The organism is Pigmentiphaga sp. NML080357, assembly GCF_002188465.1.
In the GTDB taxonomy this organism is placed as follows: domain Bacteria; phylum Pseudomonadota; class Gammaproteobacteria; order Burkholderiales; family Burkholderiaceae_B; genus Pigmentiphaga.
Genome location: NZ_NINW01000029.1, coordinates 57,467 through 78,940, shown reverse-complemented (window position 1 = coordinate 78,940; position 21,474 = coordinate 57,467). Strand labels below are relative to the sequence as shown.

General features: G+C 68.5%; 20 protein-coding genes and 1 riboswitch. Of the genes, 13 read left to right on the top strand and 7 right to left on the bottom strand.

Annotated features, from left to right (window positions below):
• Window positions 1-43: 43 nt before the first annotated feature.
• Genes CDO44_RS12115 through CDO44_RS12095 form a run of 5 tightly spaced genes read left to right on the top strand, consistent with a single transcriptional unit; the run spans window position 44 to window position 5,177 of the window.
• Window positions 44-1,006, top strand: coding sequence for a tripartite tricarboxylate transporter substrate binding protein (locus tag CDO44_RS12115; RefSeq protein WP_087780463.1), 963 nt, complete (start codon window positions 44-46; stop codon window positions 1,004-1,006).
• Between the two features lie 47 nt (window positions 1,007-1,053).
• Window positions 1,054-1,800 (top strand): 3-oxoacyl-ACP reductase FabG, encoded by a 747-nt coding sequence (fabG, locus tag CDO44_RS12110; RefSeq protein WP_087780462.1) that lies wholly within the window; start codon window positions 1,054-1,056, stop codon window positions 1,798-1,800.
• A 10-nt stretch (window positions 1,801-1,810) separates the two neighbouring features.
• Window positions 1,811-2,296: a MaoC/PaaZ C-terminal domain-containing protein gene (locus CDO44_RS12105; protein ID WP_087780461.1), complete on the top strand. Its 486-nt coding sequence runs from the start codon at window positions 1,811-1,813 to the stop codon at window positions 2,294-2,296.
• A gap of 2 nt (window positions 2,297-2,298) precedes the next feature.
• Window positions 2,299-4,407, top strand: a complete 2,109-nt coding sequence (locus tag CDO44_RS12100; protein ID WP_087780460.1) for an acetate--CoA ligase family protein — start codon at window positions 2,299-2,301, stop codon at window positions 4,405-4,407.
• A gap of 14 nt (window positions 4,408-4,421) precedes the next feature.
• Window positions 4,422-5,177, top strand: a complete 756-nt coding sequence (locus tag CDO44_RS12095) for a citryl-CoA lyase (protein WP_087780459.1) — start codon at window positions 4,422-4,424, stop codon at window positions 5,175-5,177.
• A gap of 28 nt (window positions 5,178-5,205) precedes the next feature.
• Here CDO44_RS12095 and CDO44_RS12090 read toward each other — a convergent pair whose 3' ends face one another.
• The 3 genes from CDO44_RS12090 to CDO44_RS12080 all read right to left on the bottom strand — a co-directional run bounded on the left by CDO44_RS12090 (window position 5,206) and on the right by CDO44_RS12080 (window position 8,356).
• On the bottom strand, window positions 5,206-6,120 hold the full coding sequence (locus CDO44_RS12090; protein ID WP_144389508.1) for an EAL domain-containing protein: 915 nt from the start codon (window positions 6,118-6,120) through the stop codon (window positions 5,206-5,208).
• On the bottom strand, window positions 6,024-6,770 hold the full coding sequence (locus CDO44_RS12085) for a CSS-motif domain-containing protein (protein ID WP_087780457.1): 747 nt from the start codon (window positions 6,768-6,770) through the stop codon (window positions 6,024-6,026). The genes CDO44_RS12090 and CDO44_RS12085 overlap by 97 nt, the downstream gene beginning before the upstream one ends.
• A 98-nt stretch (window positions 6,771-6,868) precedes the next feature.
• On the bottom strand, window positions 6,869-8,356 hold the full coding sequence (locus CDO44_RS12080; RefSeq protein WP_087780456.1) for an AMP nucleosidase: 1,488 nt from the start codon (window positions 8,354-8,356) through the stop codon (window positions 6,869-6,871).
• 156 nt (window positions 8,357-8,512) lie between these two features.
• A riboswitch (Fluoride riboswitch) is annotated at window positions 8,513-8,578 on the top strand.
• 92 nt (window positions 8,579-8,670) lie between these two features.
• On the opposite strand from CDO44_RS12080, the gene crcB reads away from it, so the two are divergent.
• Window positions 8,671-9,054: a fluoride efflux transporter CrcB gene (gene crcB / locus CDO44_RS12075; RefSeq protein ID WP_087780455.1), complete on the top strand. Its 384-nt coding sequence runs from the start codon at window positions 8,671-8,673 to the stop codon at window positions 9,052-9,054.
• Window positions 9,055-9,057: 3 nt separating this feature from the next.
• Here crcB and CDO44_RS12070 read toward each other — a convergent pair whose 3' ends face one another.
• The gene (locus CDO44_RS12070) at window positions 9,058-10,077 is read right to left on the bottom strand and encodes a zinc-binding alcohol dehydrogenase family protein (RefSeq protein WP_087780454.1); all 1,020 of its coding nucleotides are present in this window, start codon (window positions 10,075-10,077) and stop codon (window positions 9,058-9,060) included.
• Window positions 10,078-10,270: 193 nt separating this feature from the next.
• Here CDO44_RS12070 and CDO44_RS12065 point away from each other — a divergent pair, with 193 nt between their 5' ends.
• On the top strand, window positions 10,271-11,173 hold the full coding sequence (locus tag CDO44_RS12065; protein ID WP_087780453.1) for a LysR family transcriptional regulator: 903 nt from the start codon (window positions 10,271-10,273) through the stop codon (window positions 11,171-11,173).
• Between the two features lie 23 nt (window positions 11,174-11,196).
• On the opposite strand, the gene CDO44_RS12060 is transcribed toward CDO44_RS12065, so the two are convergent.
• Window positions 11,197-12,114, bottom strand: coding sequence for a LysR family transcriptional regulator (locus CDO44_RS12060; RefSeq protein ID WP_087780452.1), 918 nt, complete (start codon window positions 12,112-12,114; stop codon window positions 11,197-11,199).
• 296 nt (window positions 12,115-12,410) lie between these two features.
• On the opposite strand from CDO44_RS12060, the gene CDO44_RS12055 reads away from it, so the two are divergent.
• The 6 genes from CDO44_RS12055 to CDO44_RS12030 all read left to right on the top strand — a co-directional run bounded on the left by CDO44_RS12055 (window position 12,411) and on the right by CDO44_RS12030 (window position 19,370).
• On the top strand, window positions 12,411-13,847 hold the full coding sequence (locus tag CDO44_RS12055; protein WP_158213270.1) for an MmgE/PrpD family protein: 1,437 nt from the start codon (window positions 12,411-12,413) through the stop codon (window positions 13,845-13,847).
• Window positions 13,848-13,933: 86 nt separating this feature from the next.
• Entirely contained in the window at window positions 13,934-14,914 is a 981-nt protein-coding gene (locus tag CDO44_RS12050; RefSeq protein ID WP_158213269.1) for a tripartite tricarboxylate transporter substrate binding protein, read from the top strand.
• 7 nt (window positions 14,915-14,921) lie between these two features.
• Complete coding sequence (locus CDO44_RS12045) at window positions 14,922-16,181, top strand: acetyl-CoA hydrolase/transferase family protein (protein WP_087780449.1); 1,260 nt, start codon at window positions 14,922-14,924, stop codon at window positions 16,179-16,181.
• Complete coding sequence (locus CDO44_RS12040) at window positions 16,178-16,960, top strand: enoyl-CoA hydratase/isomerase family protein (protein ID WP_087780448.1); 783 nt, start codon at window positions 16,178-16,180, stop codon at window positions 16,958-16,960. Before CDO44_RS12045 ends, CDO44_RS12040 begins: the two co-directional genes overlap by 4 nt.
• Window positions 16,961-16,990: 30 nt before the next feature.
• Entirely contained in the window at window positions 16,991-18,166 is a 1,176-nt protein-coding gene (locus CDO44_RS12035; protein ID WP_233146154.1) for an acyl-CoA dehydrogenase family protein, read from the top strand.
• Window position 18,167: 1 nt separating this feature from the next.
• Window positions 18,168-19,370: a CaiB/BaiF CoA-transferase family protein gene (locus tag CDO44_RS12030; RefSeq protein WP_087780447.1), complete on the top strand. Its 1,203-nt coding sequence runs from the start codon at window positions 18,168-18,170 to the stop codon at window positions 19,368-19,370.
• A 102-nt stretch (window positions 19,371-19,472) separates the two neighbouring features.
• On the opposite strand, the gene ssb is transcribed toward CDO44_RS12030, so the two are convergent.
• Window positions 19,473-19,964 (bottom strand): single-stranded DNA-binding protein, encoded by a 492-nt coding sequence (gene ssb / locus CDO44_RS12025; RefSeq protein WP_087780446.1) that lies wholly within the window; start codon window positions 19,962-19,964, stop codon window positions 19,473-19,475.
• 161 nt (window positions 19,965-20,125) lie between these two features.
• Entirely contained in the window at window positions 20,126-21,325 is a 1,200-nt protein-coding gene (locus CDO44_RS12020; protein ID WP_087780445.1) for an MFS transporter, read from the bottom strand.
• Window positions 21,326-21,474 lie beyond the last annotated feature (149 nt).

The following is a 21,474-nucleotide window of genomic DNA, read 5'->3' as shown; positions in this document are numbered from 1 at the left end:
CCGCCCTGGGCGGTCTTCAACCCATTCCTATAAGGAGACAGGCATGACACGCTTTCATCGGACCCTCTTGCTCGGCGCCGCCATGGCGGTGGCCGCCCCGGCCGTGGCCGACTATCCGGCCAAGCCCATACGGGTAGTGATCGGCTTCGCGCCGGGCGGAGCGTCCGACATCGCGTTCCGGATGGTCCAGGACGAATTGTCGAAACGGCTGGGCCAGCCCGTGGTGCCCGAATACAAGCCGGGCGCGAACGGCAACATCGCCAACGACACGGTGGCCGCGGCCGCGCCGGACGGCTACACCATACTGTGGGCCAACGTCGGTCCGCTGGCCGTCAATCAATACCTGTATGCGGGCAACAAGCTCGATCCGGCCAAGGCCTTCACTCCCGTCACGCAATTGACTGACTCGCCGCTGGTCGTGGTGGTGCCCAAGGACTCGCCCTACAAGACCATGGGCGACCTGATCGCCGCCGCCAAACGCGGCACGCCGCTGAACTACGGCTCGGCGGGCAACGGCAGCTCCATGCACATTGCCGGAGCCTCGCTGTCCATCGCGCTGGGCGCGTCGATGACGCACGTGCCTTACAAGGGCAGCGGGCCGGCGATCCAGGACCTGCTGGCCGGCAGGCTGGATTTCATGGCCGATAGCCGCTCGACCACCAATCCTCACATCAAGAGCGGCACCTTGCGCGCGCTGGCCCTGACCGGCCCCAAGCGGGTGGAAGACCTGCCCAACGTGCCGACCGTGGCCGAAGCGGGAGTACCCGGCTTCTCGGTCACCACGTGGCAGGCCGTGGTCGCGCCGGCGGGGACGCCGCGCCCCATCATCGACAAGCTGGCCGCCGCCTTCCGCGACACGCTCAAGGACCCGGTCGTGCAGGAGCGCTTCGCCTCCATCAACACGCCGCTGGTCGGCAGCTCGCCCGACGACTTCGCCGTCTTCCTCGAGAAGGAACGCAAGGCCGCCAAGGAATTGATCGAGCGGGCGAAGATCCGCATCGACTGACCATCGCCCCCGCCTGGGACACTCTTCATCTACTCACACCACGAATCATGGATCTCGGAATCAAGGACCGCACTGCCTTCATCACCGGCGGTGCCGGCACGCTGGGGCTGGCCATAGCCCAGCGCCTGGCCCAGGAACAGGCCAACATCGTCATCTGCGACGCCAACGAGGAAGCCATCTCCCAGGCGGTGGCACTGCTCGAGGGAGCGGGCGCCCGCGTGCAGGGCTGCCGCGCCGACGTCACGTCGCGCGAGGAAGTCGGCGCCGCGGTAGGCGAGGCGCAGGCCCGGTTCGGCCGCATCGACATCCTGGTCAACAACGCCGGCTTCGCGCGTGACGCCTACCTGACCAAAATGAAGGAAGAAGACTGGCATGCCGTCCTCGACGTTACGTTGCAGGGTGCGTTCCACTGCTCGCGCGCGGTGCTGCCCGGCATGATGCAAGGCAGATTCGGCCGCATCATCAACATCGCCTCGCGGGCGCATCGCGGCAACCCCGGCCAGACCAACTACTCGGCGGCCAAGGCCGGCCTGATCGGGTTCACCCGGTCGCTGGCGCTGGAATCGGGCAAATTCGGCATTACCGCCAATGCCGTGGCGCCGGGCGTGATCTCGACGCCGCGCATGCGGCAACGCGCCGACTACGACACGCTGACCGAACGCGCCAGACAGAATACGCCGGTGGCCCGCCTGGGCGATCCGGAAGACGTGGCGGCCGCCGTCGCCTTCCTGGCTTCGTCCCTGGCCGGCTTCATCACCGGCGAGACGCTCCACGTCACCGGTGGCCGTTCCTGAGGAACCATCCATGGACATCGAACAATACCTGCAAGCCGCGCTCTATTACGAAGACCTGGAGCCGGGCGCGCAATGGCTCAGCCCGCGCCGTACCGTCACCGAGGCCGACGTGGTCAATTTCGCCGGGCTCTCGGGCGACTACAACGCCCTGCACACCGACGCCGTCCATGCCGCGCAGCATCCTTTCGGCCAACGCGCCGCGCACGGCCTGCTGACGCTGGCCATCGCCTCCGGCCTGACGACGCGCATGCCGGTGTACCGGCTGATGGACAAGTCCCGCCTGGCGCTGACCGAACTGTCGTGCCGCTGGCGCAAGCCGGTGCTGATCGGCGACACCATCCACGTGGCCCTGTCCGTGGGCGACAAACGATTGTCGCGGAGCCGTCCCGGCACCGGAAGGGTGACCCTCGACCGCACGGTGCTGAACCAGCGCGGGGAGACCGTCATGGAAAGCGCCTGGGTCACGCTGATGAAGCTGCGCGAGGGCCAGGCATGACAATGGCCGCCTCCCCTTCCTTCCTCCGATTCGCCGATCTCGACCGCCTGATGGCGCCACGCTCCATCATGATCGTCGGCGCGTCCGCCACGCCGGGCTCCCTGGGTCATACGACCGTGGAGAACGTCCTCGAGCATTCCGATTTCCAAGGCACCGTTTACCTGGTGAATCCGCGCGGCGGGGAGCTCAAGGGCCATCCGCTCTACCTCGACATCGACAGCGTGCCCGCGAACGCCATCGACGTCGCCCTGCTGCTGGTGCCCGCCGATGGCACCATGGAGGCGCTGCAACGCTGCGCGGCGCGCGGCGTCGGCACGGCGGTGGTCTTCACCGGGGGGTTCGCCGAGGCCGGCGAGCAAGGCAAGGCGACGGAGCAGGCGATGCGCGAACTCGCCCGCGCCTCGGGCATGCGCATCTACGGCCCCAACTGCGCGGGGCTGACTTCTCTCGCCCCGCGCCTGGGCCTGACCTTCTCGACGGAGTTCCGCAACGACGGCCGGGGCGGCCCCCTGGCGCTGGTGACGCAAGGCGGCGGCCTGGGCCGCTCGCTCATGCAGGGCAGCGACCGCGGCGTGCATTTCGGCCGATGGTTTTCCACGGGCAACGAGGTCGATCTCGACAGCGCCGACTTCATTGCCTGGCTGGCCGGCCAGGAGGACGTGCGCGCGATCTGCGTGGTCATGGAAGGCATCAAGGACGGCACGCGCTTCATCGCCGCGGTCCAGGCGGCGCACCGGGCCGGCAAGCCGGTGGCGGTGCTCAAGGTCGGCCGCTCCGCCTTCGGCGCGCAAGCGGCGCAATCCCATACGGCATCGCTGGCCGGCGAAGACGCCGTCAACGAGGCCGTCTTCAGGCAATACGGCGTAATCCGCGTCAACGACCTGGATGAAATGCTGGATGTCGCCGGCCTGCTCGCGCGCGCCGGCGGCAAACCGTTCCGGCGCATCTGCGTCTATTCGTCGTCCGGCGGCGCCGGCGTGCTGGCGGCCGACATGATCGGCGCCGCCGGCCTGGAAATGGCCGAGCTGTCCGCCGCCACCATCGAGACCATGGCCCGGCATGCGCCGTCGTACGCGGCACTGACCAACCCCGTGGACCTGACCACCAAGGCCCTGACCGACACCGCGCTGGCGCGCCGCTGCCTGGAACCGCTGTTCGCCGACCCGGGCATCGACGCGGTCGTCTATCCGATCACGTCCAACTACGCGGCCACCACCGAAATCTCGGTCCGCAACCTGATGGATATCGCGCGCCACGCGCCCATTCCGTTCGTGCCGGTCTGGATGAGCAGTCGCCGCGGCCCGGCTCACGATCTGCTGATCGAGCAAGGGTTCCCGCCGATCTACAGCCTGCGCAACGCCATGCAAGCCATGGCCCGCTGCGACGCGTACCTGCGCGCGCCGCACGCGGAACTCGCTCGCCTGCCCGTGGCGGCGCCGTCCGTGCCGCCGGTATCCGGCCCCTGGAACGAGGCACAGGCCAAGGCGCTGTTCGCGCGGCACGGCCTGCGCATCCCGCGGGAGGCCGTCGCAGCCACCGCGCGTGAAGCCGCGATCGCCGCGCGCGAAATAGGCTTTCCGGTCGCGCTGAAGCTGATCGCCGACGGGGTGCAGCACAAGAGCGACGTCGGCGGCGTGGTACTGGACCTTGCCGACGAGACAGCTGTCGAGCGGGCCTTCGAGGCCATCATGACGGCCGCCGTCGCGCACGGCGTCGGCGCCTCCGTGCTGCGCGGCGTGCTCGTCGCCGAGATGGTGCGCGGCGGTATCGAAACCCTGGTGGGCGTGCACCGCGATGCCGTGTTCGGTCCCATGCTGTCCTTCGGCGCGGGGGGCGTGGCGGTAGAGATCATGGCCGACGTCGCGCGATGCCGTCTGCCGGCCGACCGCCGCGCCATCGAGGCCATGGTGGACGAGACCCGGGTAGCCAGGCTGCTCGCCGCGCACCGCGGCCGACCGGCCTTGGACCGGGCGGCACTGATCGATGCGATCGAGAAGACGGCCGCACTATTCCTGTCGCTCGGCGACGGCGCCCAGGCGCTGGAAATCAATCCCTTGCTGGTGCTCGAGCAAGGCCAAGGCGCCGTCGCGCTCGACGGCGTCATCCATTGAGGAAAGAATCCGACATGACACGCAGCGAAATCGGCGGCGGCGACGCCCACCGCATTACCGTCCGGGGCTACGACCTCGTGCACGACCTGTTCGACCAGCGCGACTTCATCGATGTGATGGCGCTGGAGCTGCTGGGCAAATTTCCCGACGCCCGGCTCAAGCGCATGCTCAACCTGTTCCTGGTCAGCGCCACCGACCACGGACTCACGCCCAGTGCGCTGTCCGCACGGCTGACGCTGCACGGCGCGCCAGAGGCCATGCAGGGCGCGCTGGCCGCCGGCCTGCTGGGCGCGGGCAGCCGCTTCCTCGGCGTCATCGAGTACAGCGCGCGCTTTCTGCGCGACGCGCTGCCGGCGCAGGAGCACTGGACCGACGCGCAACTGCGGGAAGCCGCCGAACGCTGCGTGCACGAGACCCGTGCGGCCAAGCGCAAGATTCCCGGCGTCGGCCACCCCGTCCACGTGGACGGCGACCCCCGGTGCGAAAAAATGTTCGAGATCGCGCGCGACTGCGGCTACTACGGCACCTATTGCCGCTTCGCGGTGGAACTGGCGGCCGCGGCCAGCCGTGCCACGGGTCGCAAGATCCCACTCAACGCCACGGGCGCCAAAGGCGCGATCACGCTGGACATGGGCCTGACGCCCGAGCAAGGCAAGGCGCTGACCCTGATCGGCCGCACCGCGGGACTGATGGCGCACATCATCGAGGAACAGCGCCATCCCCTCGGCCAGCAGGTCTGGGACATGGCGGCGGAGAAGCTGCAGGCCTGACCGCCAGGCGCCTGCGCCCGTGACGGCCTCAGGCCACGGCCGGCACGCTATCCGTGGCGGCCCCCCCGGCGGGCAGGCGGCCGCGATGCTCGCGCACCCATGCCTGGAGCTGCTCGATGGGCATGGGCTTGGCATACAGGAAGCCCTGCGCGTAGTGCACGCCCTTGGCGGCAAGATAGTCGAGCTGCTCGCGCGTCTCCACGCCTTCCGCGGTCAGTTCCACGTCCAGCCGCGCAGCCAGCCCGATGATCATTTCGAGGACCGAGGCATTGACCGCGTCCGTGCCGATGGCGGATACGAAGCCGCGGTCTATCTTCAGGTAATCGACGGGAAACTTCTCGAGATAGGCAAGCGAGCTGTGGCCGGTGCCGAAGTCGTCGATCGCCAGCTTGACGCCGCTGGCATTGAGCACGCCCATGTTCTCGTAGACCTGGTCGATGGGAGGCAAGGGCTCCCGCTCGGTAATCTCGAGCACGAAATCGGCGGCGCCCGACCCGACGACCTGCCGCAGGCGGGCCACGTCGTCGACGATGTCGGGACGCGCAAAATGGCCCGCGGTAATGTTCAGGCCCAGGCGGAACTGCGGTCCCATCGGACAATGGCGCAGATCGCGCCCCACCAGCTTGAACAGATGCCGCGTCAAGGGAATGGAAAGCCCGTTGGCCTCGGCCACGGCGAAGAAGATGTCGGGCCGCACTGGCCCCTGGCCCGGCCGGAACCACCGCATCAGCGCCTCGGCGCCCGCGCACGATCCATCGCGCAGGTCGATGACCGGCTGGTAGTGGACCTGGAACTCGCCCCGGCGCATGCCGCGCCGGATACCTGCCGCCAGCGAAAACTGGTACTTCAGGAAATGGCGGCACAGATAACCGAACAAGAGGGCAAGCAGGACGACGAAGGGCGCGTAGCTGCCCGCCAGGCGCTTCCTGTACTCGGCGAGCAAGGCGGCGTCCGCCTGGGACCGCACCCGGAACGGATAGTCGGCCGAAACCACTTCCTGCACGAAGGACGCCCGGGGGACGGGACGCCCGTCTTCCGGCCTGCGAGGCCGTGCCTGCCGTCGATCGACTCGATCCCGATCCGGTAGCGGCCGCTGCCGCCTACCGAATCCAGCAGATCCCTCAGGTAGCGGCCGTCCACGGTGACGATGGCGCCGTTGCCGGCCTCGTCCAGGCGTATCGCCATCACGGCGGGACGCCTGGGCACCATGGGCGTGCCCGCGGCGAAACGAAAGGACCGTCCCGCCGGGACCGGGTCCCCCGGCAGCAATTGTTCGAGCGGCAACGCGAATGCGCCCGTGACGGAGGAACAGTAGAGGACTTTGTCGCGCACCAGCACGACGGCCCGGAAATACGGCTGGAAAGCCGCTTCGTGCAGCACGGCGCCGGCGTCGGCGCAGGACTTGCCGGCCTGGGAGGCCATTTCGGCGGCCAGCCGGTCGGCCTCGGCGAACATGGCATCGGCCTGGCGCATTACTACCTCGGCGGCCCCACGGGCGTCGTGGCGCGCCAGGCTCTTCGCCTGCATATAGACGAAAGGCACCGCCACCAATACCGGCAACGCCGCGGCCGCCAATACCGGCAGCCGCCTCAACCACCGCCTCGTATCGTGACGCCGCCCCCGGTTAGCCACGCGCTGCCTCTCCACCAATGGCCGATGGTGCGCATGCTACCGCGAGGCAGGCGGCAAGGCTACTGGAACGCGGTCTCCAGGAAGCTGCGCAGCTTCCTGGAATGCAGCCGCTCGGGCGGCATCTTGCTGAGTATCTCGAGCGCCCGCAGCCCGATGTCCAGGTGCTGCCCGACCTGCCGGCGATAGAACGCGCTGGCCATGCCGGGCAGTTTCAGCTCGCCGTGCAGCGGTTTGTCGGACACGCACAAGAGGGTCCCGTATGGCACCCGGAACCGGAAACCGTTGGCGGCAATGGTGGCCGATTCCATGTCGAGGGCGATGGCGCGCGACTGCGAGAACCGCTGCACCGGCTCCAGGTGTTCGCGCAGCTCCCAGTTGCGGTTATCGATGGTGGCCACCGTGCCGGTGCGCATGATGCGCTTGAGGTCCCAGCCGGACAGCCCCGCCACTTCCTCGACCGCATGCTCCAGCGCGACCTGCACTTCGGCCAGCGGCGGGATGGGCACCCAGGTCGGCAGGTCGCCGTCGAGCACGTGGTCTTCGCGCACGTAGCCATGCGCCAGCACGTAGTCGCCCAGCCGCTGCGAGGCGCGCAGGCCAGCGCAGTGGCCCAGCATGAGCCAGGCATGCGGGCGCAGCACGGCGATATGGTCGGTAATGGTCTTGGCGTTGGACGGGCCGACGCCGATGTTGACCAGCGTGATGCCCGAATGCCCCTCGCGGATCAGGTGATAGGCGGGCATCTGCGGCAGCCGCGATACCGGCGCGGCGGGCGTCGGCCCGGCTTCCCCGGCCCGCGTCACGCGATTGCCGGGTTCGACCAGCGCGTCGTAGAGGCCTTTGGCCACCAGCGAGCGTGCCCGCAGGCAGAACTCGTCCACGTAGAACTGGTAATTGGTGAAAAGCACGAAATTCTGGAAGTACGCCGGGGCGGTGGCGGTGTAGTGCTGCAGGCGATGGAGCGAATAGTCGATGCGCGGAGCGGTGAAGGGAGCCAGCGGCTGCGGCTCGCCGGGCTGGTGCGGCCGCGTGCCGTTGACGATGGCGTCATCGGTGACCGCCAGGTCCGGCGTGTCGAACAAATCGCGCAATGGCCGTTTCAGCGCTTCGATGTCCTGGCCCTCGACATAGGTGCCATCGGGGAACGCGAAGTGCAGCGCGATGGGCACGTCGGATTCGCCGATCTCGACGGCGACGCCGTGGTTCTTGAGCAGCTGGCCGATCTGTTCGGTCAGGTACGAGCGGAACAGCTCCGGCTGGGTCACGGTGGTCTGATATACGCCCGGCTCGGCCACGTGGCCGTACGACAGGCGGGTATCGACCTCGTCGTAGGTATCCACGCGTATGCGTATGAACGGATAGCAGGCGCGGATGCGGCCCGGAGCCGTGGCCTGCGTCGCGACCACTTCCCGGAAGCTGTCGCAAAGGAAAGCCGTGTTGCGCGCATAGATGTCGACCAGCCGCTGGACGGCGGCCTGCGGGTCGCGAAAGGATTCGGCGGGCCACGGCGGTGGCTGGCGGAGATGGGCGCGGGCGGGGGCGTTCATGTCGGGATGTCGATGAGAGGCGTCGGCAAACGGTAGGAGGAAAGATGCGCTGGCGCGCCGTCGCGCAAGACCGGCGTACGATGCGCGCCAGACATAGCTTAGCGCCGAATGGCGCGCTCCATGGCGGGCTTTGCCTGCGCGATGCCATCGTATAAACTTTTCGCCGGAGATGGCATTCCTCCCCGAACCGCCGCGCTCGCGGCTGATGATGCCTACGGATCCCGGCCGCGGGGGCTGTAGGCACGCGCCCTCCACCTTGCCGACCGGGCCACTTTCCTGAAACAAGACCGCCGCCGTCCGGCAAGGAGTGCCGCATGCTGCTCGTGATCATCGCCATTGCCGTGGGGGCCGCCATCGGCGCGCTCTGCCGCTGGGGCTTGGCGATCGCGTTCAACGCCGTTTTTCCAGCGCTGCCGCCCGGCACCCTCGCCGCGAACCTCATCGGCGCCTACGTGATCGGCCTCGCGCTTGCCTACTTCTCCGGCAATCCCGCCCTCCCGCCGCACTGGCGGCTGCTGATCATCACCGGCTTCTGCGGCGGACTGACCACGTTCTCGACGTTCTCGGCGGAATTGGTCGCCCTGATCCAGCAGCAGCGGCTGGGCTGGCTGGCGGCTTCCATACTCGCCCACGTCGGCGGTTCGGTCGCAATGACGCTGCTCGGCATCGTGACCTACACCGGCCTGCGGCAATCCTGACGATCAGCGCCAGCCTTCCAGCACCACTTTCCCCCGCGCCGTGCCCGACTCGATCAGCGCATGCGCGCGCCTGAGATTGGCGGCGTCGATGGCGCCGAAGCGCTCGTTCAGCGTCGTTCGTATCAATCCGGCATCGACCAGGTCCGCCACTTCATTGAGCAGCCGGTGCTGGCCGATCATGTCGCCGGTGCCATAGAGCGAGCGCGTGAACATCGACTCCCAATGCACCGACACCGCCTTGCGCTTGAACCGCGTCGCGTCGAGCGAGGCGGGATCGTCGATCAGGCCGAAACGGCCTTGCGGAGCAACGACGTCGACGATCTGGTCCAGGTGCGCGTCGGTATGGGTCAGGCTCGCGACGTAGTCGACGTGGGCGAACCCGATGCGCTTCATCTCTTCGCCCAGGGGCTTGCCATGGTCGATGACATGATGCGCTCCCAGCCCGCGCACCCAGGCCTGGGTCTCGGCACGCGAGGCCGTGCCGATGACGGTGAGCGGCGTCAGGCGGGCAGCCAGCTGGGTCATGATCGACCCCACGCCGCCCGCCGCCCCGATGATGAGCAGCGACCGCTCCGTCGGCGCCTTGCCCGGGACGATGCCCAGGCGATCGAACAGCATCTCCCAGGCCGTGATGGTGGTCAGCGGCAGCGCGGCGGCCTGCGCAAAATCGAGCGATTGCGGCGCGCGGCCGACAATGCGTTCATCCACGAGATGCAGCTCGCTGTTGGTCCCGGCGCGGGCGATCGAACCGGCATACCAGACGCGATCGCCCGGCTTGAACAGCGTGACATCGGGGCCAACGGCCCGGACCACGCCGCTCGCATCCCAGCCGAGCACCTTGTAACGCTCGCCGTCCGCGGGCGCGGCGCTCTTGCGCACTTTCGTGTCGACCGGATTGACGGAGACCGCCTTGACCTCCACCAGCAGGTCGCGGCCGGTGGCCGTCGGCTCGGGCAGGGTGATGTCGAGCAGCGCTTCGGCATGGTCGATGGGCAAGGGGCGTTCGTAGCCAACGGCTTTCATGATGATCGTTTCCTGGGTTGAAGAAGGGGACGCTACCGGACCGCTCATCGTGGCGAACCCGCCGACGGTGGCGGAACCGGCGAAACGGAAGCTATCTTCCCCTCGCACGGGAATTTGATAAACACCCTGGCCTTTGAACTGACTTTCAAAAAATATTTGATAATGGCGCAGTAACGGCAAAGGGACAACCGGGATGAAATCCCTCCAGGACCTCGACATCTTCGTACGCACGGCGGACAGCGGCAGCCTATCGGCGACGGCGCGGGCGCTGGACCTGACCCCCGCCGCGGCCAGCGCCGCGCTCAAGCGCCTCGAAACGGAACTCGGGGCCCAGTTGTTCGTGCGGTCCACCCGCAGCCTGCGGCTGACGCCCGACGGCGAAGCGTTCCTCGCCCAATGCCGGCCGGCACTGGCCGCGCTGCAGCAGGCCAGCCAGCAACTGGCGACGGGCCGGCCGGCATCGCGCGGCACGCTGAAGCTGGCCGCGCCCTCGGATTTCGGGCGCAACGTGCTGTTGCCCTGGCTGGACGATTTCCAGGAACGCCACCCCCAGGTCCACGTCAGGCTGCACCTGTCGGACCGCGTCGCGAACGTCTACAGCGAGCCCGTCGACGCGGCATTCCGCTTCGGCAAGCCGCCGGACTCCGACCTGGTCGCCCTGCCCCTGGCGGCATCCAATCACCGGGTGCTGTGCGCCGCGCCCGACTACCTGGAAAGACGCGGCATGCCGGAAACGCCGCGCGATCTCGTGCGGCACGATTGCCTGTGCTTCATGCTCGGCGACGACGTGCACGACCACTGGCGCTTCTGGCGCAAGGGCGGGCAAGCGATCAGCGTACGGGTGCGCGCCAGCAACGTCTCGAACGACGGCGACGTGGTGCGGCGCTGGGCCCTCTCCGGCCGGGGCATTGCCTACAAGGCCGGTTTCGACGTGATGGCCGATCTGCGCGCCGGCAGGCTACGCGCGCTCTGCACCGACTGGACAACCCAGAACTCGCCGCTGTACCTGGTCGTGCCGGGCCGGCGGCAGATCACGCCGCTGCTGCGCGATCTGCGGGATTTCGTCGCGGAGCGCGTGCGGCAACTGAATGCGTGAAGGCGAGCGACGCGACACGGACGCTAATGCGTGGCGTGAGGCTGCAAGGCCTGCATGCGCGGCCACACCTGGGACGCCGAATCCATGAAAGCCTGGATGAGCGGATCGTTCCGCCGGCTCTCCCTGTGCGCGATGAGCAGCTGCAGCTCGCAATGCACCAGCGGAGACACGGCAAGCGTCCCGTCCTGCAGGCCATGGGAGACGTGCTCCTCGCGCATCAGCATCAGGCCCACGCCCGCCTGCAGCATGGCCCGCCCCAGCGTGGCATTGTCGAACCGGGCGACGGTATTGAGCTCCAGCCCCCGCTCTCCGAACACCCGCTCCAGGACCGGCGAATAGGCCATCGCGGCGTCCGCCGGGGAAATCCACGGCATGCCCGCCAGTTCCGCCCATCCGGCCCGTTCGATCTGGGCCTGCCAGGCCACGGGCCCGGCCACCCTGAAAGCGATGCGGGCAATCTCGTAATAGCAGAAGCCGGGGTCCAATGGACGCCCGAGCAGCAGTCCGACGTCGAGCTCCCCGGTCTTGAGCCCCTGCCGCGCGCCGGAAGAAGGCCGCGCATACAGGTCGACGCTGATCAGCGGATGGCGCTGGCGCAATACGCCGACGATCTCGCCGATGCGGCTGGACGCCGATTCGCTGCCCGCGCCGACGATCAGGTGCCCTTCGGTCTTGCCGTGAATCTCGCGAGCGAACGATGCGAAGAGGACGGCTTCGTTGAGCAGGGCCTTGGCCTTCTCCAGCAGCAGCTGGCCCGCGCGCGTCAGCTCCAGGCTGCGATTGGTGCGCACGAAAAGCTGGGTGCCCAGGACTTCCTCGACGGTGCGGACGTGGGCGCTGGCCGCGGACTGGCTGATGTGCAGCCGCTCGGCGGCGCGGGTGAGGTGCTGCTCCTCGGCAACCGCGACGAACGTCCGCAGCTGGACTAGATCGATCAACATGGTCCCGGCTTTCCTCCTGCGTCGGCGAGGATGGGGCGGATCGTTCGGAAAACGAGCACACCGTGTCCCGAAAAAACCCATGGACCGGGCGTCGGGCCGCTTCCTACACTGCATCCACAACGATGAACGAGCGGTAACGACGCGCCGGAGACAAGCATGGAGCATTCCAACGACAGGGCCGCGGACGGCAGTCGGAACACCGCGGGCGGGCGGGCATCGTGCTCTGCCGAAATTATAGGATGGCCCCGCATCGCGCGGACGCGCATCCCTCTTCCCCATCGGGTCTAGGAACGGCCATGGGCTTGGCAACCGGACCGGCAACCGCGGCGCGCCCCATGGACGAGGACTATTCCGCCGTCCTCGCCCGCTTCGCCTGCACGCTGTCCGCCTCCCGTCTTCCCGCCGAAGCCGTCGCGGCGGTCCAAGCCAATATCTTCGACACCCTGGCCTGCGCCGCCGCCGGCTCGAGCGCGCAAGGCGTGGCCGAAGTGCGCGCCCTCGCCACGGAATGGGGCGGCGCGCCGCAGGCGGCCATCCTCGTTTTCGGCGACCGCGTTCCCGCCCACCAGGCGGCATGGGTCAACGGCATGATGGCCCATGCCCGCGACTACGACGACACGCACGACGCCGCCGTGCTGCATGCCGGCGTGTCGGTCGTCCCCGCCGCGCTGGCCGCCGCCGCATTGCGCGGCACGACCCCCGGCGAGGACTTCCTCGCCGCCGTCGCGGCGGGCCTGGAGACGATATGCCGGCTGGGCGTGGCCACCCAGGCCAGCATCATCGAGACCGGCTTCATCTACACCCCGTTGTTCGGCTACTTCGCCGCCACCGTCGCGGCCTCGCGGATACTGGGGCTCGACCCGGAACAGACGGCGAACGCCCTGGGCATTGCCTATTCGCAAGTCGCGGGCAACCACCAGGTCACGCGCGACGGCGCGCTCACCAAACGCATGCAGCCGGGATTCGCGGCCCAGGCCGCGCTGGTGTCGGTCCAGCTGGCGCGGCGCGGCATACGGGGCGCGCGCAGGACCTTCGAGGGCGAGGATGGCTTCCTGCGCGTCTATCTGCGCGACCGCTGCGACCGGGAGGCCTTGCGCAGCGGCCTCGGGAAGGACTACGAGTTCGTCCGGTTGAGCTACAAGCCCTATCCCTGCTGCCGCCTGAATCACAGCGCGATCGACGCGGCGCTGGCGCTGCGGCGAGAGGGACTGGCCCCGCACCGCATCCGGCGCCTGCGCGTGGGGGTGAACCGGCAGGCCTACGAGGCGGTGTGTACGCCGGTGGACGTCCGCAAGGCGCCGCAGAGCGTGGTGCAGAGCCAGTTCAGCCTGCCCTATACCGTGGCGGCGGCGCTCGTCGATGGCCACGTCGGTCTCGGGCATTTCGAGACGAGTGCCCTCGCCCGCCCCGATATCCTCGCGCTGGCCCGGCTCGTCGATGCCTATGTCGACGACGACATCGAGCGCCGGCAGGGCCGCAACGTAACGCCGGCGGTGATGCGCGCCGAACTGGTCGACGGGACCGTCCGCGATGCCAGGATCGACGTCCCGCTGGGACATCCCTCCCGGCCCATGCCACCCGTCGCCGCCGACGCCAAGGCGCACGACTGCTTCGCCCACGCCGCCCTTGCGCTTTCCCGGGACGCCGTCCCGCGCTTGCGCGGGATGGTCGACCGGCTGGAGGACATGGGCGATGCCCGCGTCCTGGCCGACGTCCTTGCCCCCCCTTCCTGACGGAAACGCCTCTCGCAGTGATCATGCAAGCAAACCCGCCCCCAGGGCCGCCGATACGTCCCGGGGACACAAGGAGGAGACAAGCCATGCGTTCTCTTACCCGTATCGCGGCAGGGGCCGTCTGGGCAGCCGGCGCGCTGCTGTGCCTGCATTCCCTTCCAGCGGCCGCGGACTGGCCGGACCGGCCCATCAAGCTCATCGTCCCGTTCGCGCCCGGTGGCAGCAACGACAATCTCTCCCGCATCATCGCCAGCAAGCTCGGCGCGCGCCTGGGCCAGGCCGTCGTGGTGGACAACCGCGGCGGCGCCGGCGGAACGATAGGCACCGACATGGTCGCCAAGGCGCCCCCCGACGGATACACGCTGCTGTTCGCCTCCACCTCCATCATCACGAACAGCGTCATCGGCAAGTCGCTCCCCTATGACGTGACGAAGGACCTCGCTCCGGTCGGCGAAATCGGCGCGGGCCCCTTCGTCGTGGTCGTGGCCAACAGCGTGAAGGCCGCTACTCTGCACGAACTGATCGACCTTGCCCGTGCGGCACCGAAGAAGATCTTCTACGGTTCGGCCGGAGTCGGCGGCATCAATCACCTGGGCACGGAGCTGTTGGCGTCAGCCGCCGGCATACAGCTGGTGCACGTCCCCTACAAGGGGATCTCCCTCGCCTTCACGGACCTGATGGCGAACAACCTGCAGATGCTGCTGCCCAGCCTGTCCTCGGCCGTGCCTTACATCCGCGAGGGCAGGATGCGCGCGCTCGCCATCACCAGCGACCAGCGGTCGCCGCTCGCGCCCGAGATTCCCACCGCGTCGGAGGCGGGATTGCCGGGATTCCGGCTCGACGTGTGGTGGGGTCTGATGGCGCCTGCGCGCACGCCGCCGGCCGTGGTCAAGAGGCTGAACGAGGAGCTGAATGCCATCATCGGCCTGCCCGAGGTCCGCGACATTCTTGCCCGGGAAGGCGCGGCGGCGCGGCCCGGCACGCCCGACCAGTTCGGCGGCCTGATCAAGGCGGAGCTCGAGCGCTGGGCGGCGCTGGTCAAGAGCAGGCAGTTCCAGACCGAGTAGGCCCGGCATGAACCGCATCAGCCTGCACGACCTCCGCTTCGCGGAGCACCTGCGCCCGAACGAGGTGATCGCCTGGCCGCAAGGTCCCGGCGAACCGCTCGCGCTGACTGAAAGGCTGGTGGCGCAACGCGGCGAGCTCCCGCCTGCAAGCTTGCTGTTCGGCCTGTCGTCGTCGGACACCTTGCGCCCCGAGCTGGCCAAGCACTTCACGCTGCAGGCCCTGAACGGAGCGGGCAACAGCCGCCGCGTCACCGCGCTGGCCGACATCCTGCCCTGCCACGTCGGCTCGATTCCCTCCCTGCTGGAACTCGGGCTGCTGCGCGCCGACGTGGCGCTGATCCAGGTGGCGCCCCTGGGCCGCGATGCCTATAGCCTGGGCGTGATCGCGGATTTCACGCATGCGCTGATCCGGCGGGCGCGGTTCGTCGTCGCGCTGCTCAATCCCGCCCTGCCCGCGCTCGGCGGCGATGCCGTCGTCGATGCGGCGGACATCGACCTGCTCGTGGAGAGCGACGATCGCATCGCCGAGATGCCGGACCCGCAACCCTCGGAAGCCGATGCGGCGGTGGCGCGCGAAGTGGCGGCGCTGATTCCCGATCGGGCAACGATACAGCTGGGCGTCGGCACCTTGCCGGTGGCGGTCGCCCATGCGCTGCGCGGCCACCGGCAATTGGGCGTCCACAGCGGCGTCGTGTCCGATGCGCTGGTCGATCTGGTCGAGGCCGGAGCGGTCACCAACGAACACAAGGGGCGCGATCGCGGGCTGACCGTGACCGGCGGTCTGTTCGGCACGCGCCGCCTGCGCGATTTCGCCCTGGATAGCGGACAGATCGAACTGCGCAACGTCGACTACACGCACCACCTCGCCATCACCTCCACCCTGCCGGCCTTCCACACGGTCAATTCGGCCATCGAGATCGACCTGTCCGGCCAGGTCAACGCCGAGGTCGCGGGAGAGCGCTACCTCGGCGCGGTGGGCGGCCAGGTCGATTTCGTGCGAGCCGGAATCGCCTCCCCCGGCGGGCGCTCCATCATTGCCTTGCCGTCCGCCACGCCGGACGGCAGGCATTCGCGCATCGTCCCCTCGCTGGACGGGCGCCCGGTCACCACGGCCCGCAGCGATATCGACGTCGTCGTCACCGAATACGGCGCGGCGCAATTGCGCGGCTGCTCCTTGCGGGAACGGGCGCGACGGCTGACCGCCATCGCCCACCCACGACATCGTGAACATCTGGAGCGCGCCCTGCGCCAACGAGAAAAGCCATGATCCAAGACGTGCATTGCGACGAGCCGGACGAGGGCATCCACCGGATCCGGCTGGACCGACCCGAACGAATGAACGCGCTCGGCGTCGGCACGGTCGCGGCCCTGAAGGCGGCGGTGGACGCGGCGTGCGCCCGCCGCGCGCGGGTCCTTCTGATATGCGGCAGCGGACGCGCCTTCTGCGCCGGCGCCGATCTCAAGGAACGGCAGGGCATGGATACGGCCGCCCGCATGGCCCACAACGCCGGCATCAACGCGGCCATCGACACGATCGCCGCCGCACGCTGCGTCACCGTGGCGGTCCTGAACGGCCTGGCCTTCGGGGGCGGGCTGGAGCTGGCGCTGGCCTGCGACCTGCGCATCGCCGCGGCCGGCATCCGGCTCGGCCTGACGGAAAGCCGCATCGGCGCCTTTCCCGGCGCGGGCGGCACGCAGCGCCTGCCGCGCACGATAGGCGCCAGCCGCGCATTGCAGATGATGCTGACCGCCGAGCCGGTCACGAGCGAATACGCACTGGGCATCGGCCTCGTCAACGAAGTCGTGCCCGCCGAGGACCTACCGGATCGCGCACAAGCCCTGGCCAGGCTGCTCGCCAGCCGGTCCGCCCCCGCGCTATCGGCCATCAAGCGCCTGGTGCGCGACGGCATGGACCGCTCCCTGGCCGAGGGCCTGGCGCTGGAGCGGGCCGCCCTGCCGGCGATCCTCGGCTCGGCCGACTACGCCGAGGGCCTGGCGGCCTTCTCCGAAGGCCGTCCGCCGCGCTTTACCCAATTGTCGAACTGATTTCGCACATCGTCCTGGAGGACACCCGGCATGAGCAATATGAGCGTCCATCTCACTCCCGAACAGCGCGCGCTGGTCGGTACCGTCCGCGAACTGGCGCGCGAGAAATTCCGCGACCGCGCGCTGAAGTACATGGACGGCACCTTTCCCTGGGAGAACGTGCGCGACCTGGCGGCGATCGGCGTGCTGGGCATGGCGGTCCCCGAGGAGTACGGCGGATCGGGACTCCCCGTCTTCGATACCGCGCTGGTGGTCGAGGAGGTTTCCAAGGTCTGCTATACGACCGCCATGGCCCTGATGGGCGAGGTCGGCGTGCAGACCCGCATCATCTCCACCTATGCGCCCGAGCACATGAAGCGGGACATCCTGCCCAAGGTCTGCACGGGCGATTCCATGCTGGCGGTCTGCATGACCGAGCCGCACGCGGGAACGGACGTCGCCAACTACCGCACCAATGCCACGGTGGCCGGCGACCGGGTCCGGCTGAACGGCGTGAAGACCCTGATCAGCCGCGTCGACGAAGCGCAGTGGTTCGTGGTCTTCAGCCGCATCGACGGACGGCCGGGCCGCGAAGGCATAGGATGCGTACTGGTCAACCGGGACGCGCCGGGCTTCATGGTCACCAGCCGCTATCACACCATGGGCGGCGAGAATCTTGCCGAGATCCGCTTCGAGAACTGCGAACTGCCTCTGGAGCACGTCATCATCCGCGAAGACGGCTTCCGCAAGCTGCTCTCGGCATTCAACACCCAGCGCTGTCTCAACCCCAGCGTCTCCCTCGGCCTGGCGGAGGGCGCCTTCGAGGAGGCCATCAAGTATGCGCGGGACCGGACCGCCTTCGGCCGCGCCATCGGAGATTTCCAGGGCATGCGCTGGAAACTGGCGGAGATGTACCGCGACATCGAGGCGGGGCGCAGCCTGCTCTACCGCGCCTGCCTGACGGCCAGTCCTTTTCCCGATCCCCACGAGGCCGCCATCGCCAAGATGTTCGTCAACGAAATGGCCATACGCGTCACCAGCGAAGCCATCCAGGTCCACGGCGGGTACGGCTTCACCGACGAATATCCGGTTTCGCGCTTCTACCGCGGAGCGCGCTACGGCACGCTGGGCGGCGGCACCACCGAGACCCTGAAGGACCTGGTCGGCAAGAAACTGCTCGGCGATTTCGACGCGGTGGACGGGTTCCTTTCGATGGGGACTTTCTAGGATGGAGCCATATCCGCTTTCCGGCGTTACCGTGATCGACCTCTCCCACGTGTACAACGGCCCCTATGCCACCTTCCTGATGGCCATGGCCGGCGCCCAGGTCGTCAAGGTCGAGCCGTTCCAGGGCGAACACCTGCGCAGCCGCGGCGACATGGGCGGCGCCGCCCTGCCCTTCGCCATGCTGAACTCCAACAAGAAGCCGGTCACCTTGAACCTCAAATCGGAAAAGGGCCGCGAGCTGCTGCTCGAGATGGCCACGCGCGCCGATGTCCTGGTCGAGAACTTCGCCCCGGGGGTCATGGATCGCCTGGGCGTGGGCGCCGAGGAACTCCTTGCCCGCAACCCGCGGCTGATATACGGCTCCAGTTCGGGCTACGGCAAGACCGGCCCCTACCGCGACTATCCGGCCATGGACCTGGTGATGCAGGCCATGTGCGGGGTCATCAATTCGACGGGATTCCCCGACCAGCCCCCGGTCAAGGCCGGCGCCGCGATCTGCGATTTCATGGCCGGCATCCACCTCTACGGTGCCATCGTGACCGCCCTCTACGGACGCGAGAGAACCGGCAAGGGGCGCGTGGTGGAAGTCTCCATGCAGGATGCAACCTATGCCTCGCTGGCGTCCAACCTGGGCATGTTGCACGCGCGGGGGGCCGCCGCGCCGGCGCGCACGGGCAACCGCCATGGCGGGCTGGGCATCTCGCCGTACAACGTCTATCCGGCGCGGGACGGATACCTGGTGCTCAATGCGCCGGGCGACCACCACTTCCGGGCCATTCTGGAAGTCATGGGCCGTGAGGAGCTGAAGGACGACCCGCGCTTTGCAACGCGCTCCGCGCGCGTGGAGAACTTCGGCGCCGTAGACGAGCTGATCGAAGCCTGGACCCGGACCCAGGGCAAGGACGAAGCGGCAAGGCGCATGCTGGCGGCGAAAGTGCCGTGCGCGCCGGTGAGGGACCTGTCGGAAGTCATGCACGACGCCAACATGCACGCGCGCGGCAGCCTGCAATGGGTCGAGCATCCCGAACTGGGCAAGGTCGTGCTACCGCATTCCCCGCTCGTGTTCGAGGACACGCCGCGGCGGCCCATCGAACCGAGCCTGCCGCTCGGGGCGTGCAACGAGGAGATTTTCGGCAAATGGCTCGGCCATTCCAGCGAAGAACTCGATGCCTGGGCATCGGAAGGCGTGATCGGGACACGATGAACGGCCGCCGCGCAGCGGCATGGCTGTGCGGCCGAGCCTTCTCATTGCGCCCCGAGCGCGGGCCGGTCCGCTGGTTGCGACACGGCCGCGGCCGATTTGCGGTCAGAACGGAATATCGTCGTCCATATCCGCGAAATTGGGCGCCGCGCCGCCCGACTGCGAAGCCGGGCGCTGCTGCCCGCCACCGGCCGGCCGGCTGGCCTGGCGCGGAGCCGGCGAATCGCCATAGCCGCCCTCGCCACCGCCGCCGCCGCCTTCGCGTCCGCCCAGCATCTGCATCTGGTCCGCCACGATCTCGGTGGTGAACTTATCGGCGCCGGTATCCTTGTCCTGCCATTTGCGGGTCTTCAGGCGGCCCTCCACGTACACGGAGCGGCCCTTCTTCAGGTATTCCCCGGCGATCTCGGCCAGGCGGTTGTAGAACACGACGCGGTGCCACTCGGTTTCCTCGCGCCGTTCGCCGGTGTTCTTGTCCTTCCATTGGGACGTGGTGGCGATGGACACGTTGCAGATCGCGGCGCCGTCGGGCGTGTAGCGAACTTCAGGGTCGCGCCCCAGGTTGCCGACCAGGATGACTTTGTTGACGGATGCCATTACCACACTCCTATTGACTGTATTCACCGGCCCGCAGCGAAGCGAGGGGATTGTAGCCACCCCCGCCCGGCGCAGCTACGGGCCATAAAAGAAAAAAACATCATTGGTTGAAAATGCGCCGACCGCAATACGGTGTCGTGCGTAGATGGGACAAGATGGGCTCAGGTCGCGGAGCGGGAGGCCTGGCCCGGCTGCCCGGCCTTGCGGACCGGCAGGGGCTTCATCCCCCAGGCCGCCAGCAGCCATATTACCGCCAGCATGGCCGCCGCCTGGAACACCGAGGCGGGCCCGAGGTGGGAAACCAGCCATCCGCCCAGCGCTCCGCCCGCGAAAAGCCCGATCGCCTGGCTCGTATTATAGAAACCGAGGGCCAGGCCTTTGAGCGCAGGCGGCGCCACCCGCGACACCAGCGAGGGCTGCATGGCTTCCAGGACGTTGAAAACCGAGAAAAAGGCGATCATGGCCCCCACCAGCCAGGCGAAATGGGCCTGCGCCCAGGGCAGGAACACGCACACCAGGATGAGTCCGGCGATCGCGCCCAGCAAGGTCCCGCGGTGGGTGGAAAAACGTTCGGTCACGCCGATCACGGGCACCATGACCACGAACGAAGCCAGCACCACCGGCAGGTAGACCTTCCAGAGCGTGGCGGCATCGAGGCCACCGGCATGGACCAGCGCCGCCGGCACCACGACGAACAGCGCGACCTGGATCAGGTGCAGCGTGAAGACGCCGAGGTTCAGGCGCAGCAGGTCGGGATGGGTCAGCACGCTCGACATCGACGCCGGCTGCGTGCGCGGCGCCGGCGGCGCCGCGGGCACCACCCAGGCCGCCACCCCGAGCGCGGCCAGGCCCAGCGCCGCGATGGTCCAGAACAGGCCGGTCAGCCCGCCCCAGCCTACCAGGACCGGCGCCAGCACCAGCGACAGGGCAAAGGTCAGGCCGATGGAGGCGCCGATCATCGCCATGGCCTTGGTGCGGACTTCGTCGCGCGTGGCGTCGGCCAGCCAGGCCGTCACCGCCGCGGAAATCGCCCCCGACCCCTGGATGGCCCGACCGACCGTGATCCAGAACAAATCGTCGCTGATGGCGCACACCACGCTGCCGGTCACGAACAGCACCAGCCCGAACACCACCACCGGGCGGCGCCCCCAGCGATCCGACGCCAGGCCGAACGGAATCTGCATGAACGCCTGGGTCAAGCCGTACATCCCCAGCGCCAGCCCCACCCGGGCCGGATCGTTCCCCCCCGGCAACCCCTTGGCCGCCACCGCAAACACCGGCAGCAGCAGGAACAGCCCGAGCATACGGCACATGAACAACGCCGCCAGCGAAAGACTGGCCCGGCGTTCGAACGAGGTCATGCTAAACATTTGCCCCCCCTACGCGCTTACGCGCGCCCGGCATGGGGAGCCCCCAGCCGCTACGCGGCGGCCCCCCGAGGGGGCCTGGGCCCGCCTTGGTGCGGCCCGGCGCCGGGCCCAGGGGGCGATGCAGGCGGACCGGAAGGAAA

What these genes read in the sequence shown, in the direction of transcription:
- CDO44_RS12095 (WP_087780459.1), top strand. Translation starts at nt 4,422, where the DNA reads ATGACACGCAGCGAAATCGGCGGCGGCGACGCCCACCGCATTACCGTC.
- CDO44_RS12035 (WP_233146154.1), top strand. Translation starts at nt 16,991, where the DNA reads ATGAGCAATATGAGCGTCCATCTCACTCCCGAACAGCGCGCGCTGGTC.
- CDO44_RS12070 (WP_087780454.1), bottom strand. Translation starts at nt 10,077, where the DNA reads ATGAAAGCCGTTGGCTACGAACGCCCCTTGCCCATCGACCATGCCGAA.
- CDO44_RS12080 (WP_087780456.1), bottom strand. Translation starts at nt 8,356, where the DNA reads ATGAACGCCCCCGCCCGCGCCCATCTCCGCCAGCCACCGCCGTGGCCC.
- crcB (WP_087780455.1), top strand. Translation starts at nt 8,671, where the DNA reads ATGCTGCTCGTGATCATCGCCATTGCCGTGGGGGCCGCCATCGGCGCG.
- CDO44_RS12060 (WP_087780452.1), bottom strand. Translation starts at nt 12,114, where the DNA reads ATGTTGATCGATCTAGTCCAGCTGCGGACGTTCGTCGCGGTTGCCGAG.
- CDO44_RS12055 (WP_158213270.1), top strand. Translation starts at nt 12,411, where the DNA reads ATGGGCTTGGCAACCGGACCGGCAACCGCGGCGCGCCCCATGGACGAG.
- ssb (WP_087780446.1), bottom strand. Translation starts at nt 19,964, where the DNA reads ATGGCATCCGTCAACAAAGTCATCCTGGTCGGCAACCTGGGGCGCGAC.
- CDO44_RS12065 (WP_087780453.1), top strand. Translation starts at nt 10,271, where the DNA reads ATGAAATCCCTCCAGGACCTCGACATCTTCGTACGCACGGCGGACAGC.
- CDO44_RS12045 (WP_087780449.1), top strand. Translation starts at nt 14,922, where the DNA reads ATGAACCGCATCAGCCTGCACGACCTCCGCTTCGCGGAGCACCTGCGC.
- CDO44_RS12030 (WP_087780447.1), top strand. Translation starts at nt 18,168, where the DNA reads ATGGAGCCATATCCGCTTTCCGGCGTTACCGTGATCGACCTCTCCCAC.
- CDO44_RS12105 (WP_087780461.1), top strand. Translation starts at nt 1,811, where the DNA reads ATGGACATCGAACAATACCTGCAAGCCGCGCTCTATTACGAAGACCTG.
- CDO44_RS12040 (WP_087780448.1), top strand. Translation starts at nt 16,178, where the DNA reads ATGATCCAAGACGTGCATTGCGACGAGCCGGACGAGGGCATCCACCGG.
- CDO44_RS12050 (WP_158213269.1), top strand. Translation starts at nt 13,934, where the DNA reads ATGCGTTCTCTTACCCGTATCGCGGCAGGGGCCGTCTGGGCAGCCGGC.
- CDO44_RS12100 (WP_087780460.1), top strand. Translation starts at nt 2,299, where the DNA reads ATGGCCGCCTCCCCTTCCTTCCTCCGATTCGCCGATCTCGACCGCCTG.
- CDO44_RS12115 (WP_087780463.1), top strand. Translation starts at nt 44, where the DNA reads ATGACACGCTTTCATCGGACCCTCTTGCTCGGCGCCGCCATGGCGGTG.
- fabG (WP_087780462.1), top strand. Translation starts at nt 1,054, where the DNA reads ATGGATCTCGGAATCAAGGACCGCACTGCCTTCATCACCGGCGGTGCC.
- CDO44_RS12020 (WP_087780445.1), bottom strand. Translation starts at nt 21,325, where the DNA reads ATGACCTCGTTCGAACGCCGGGCCAGTCTTTCGCTGGCGGCGTTGTTC.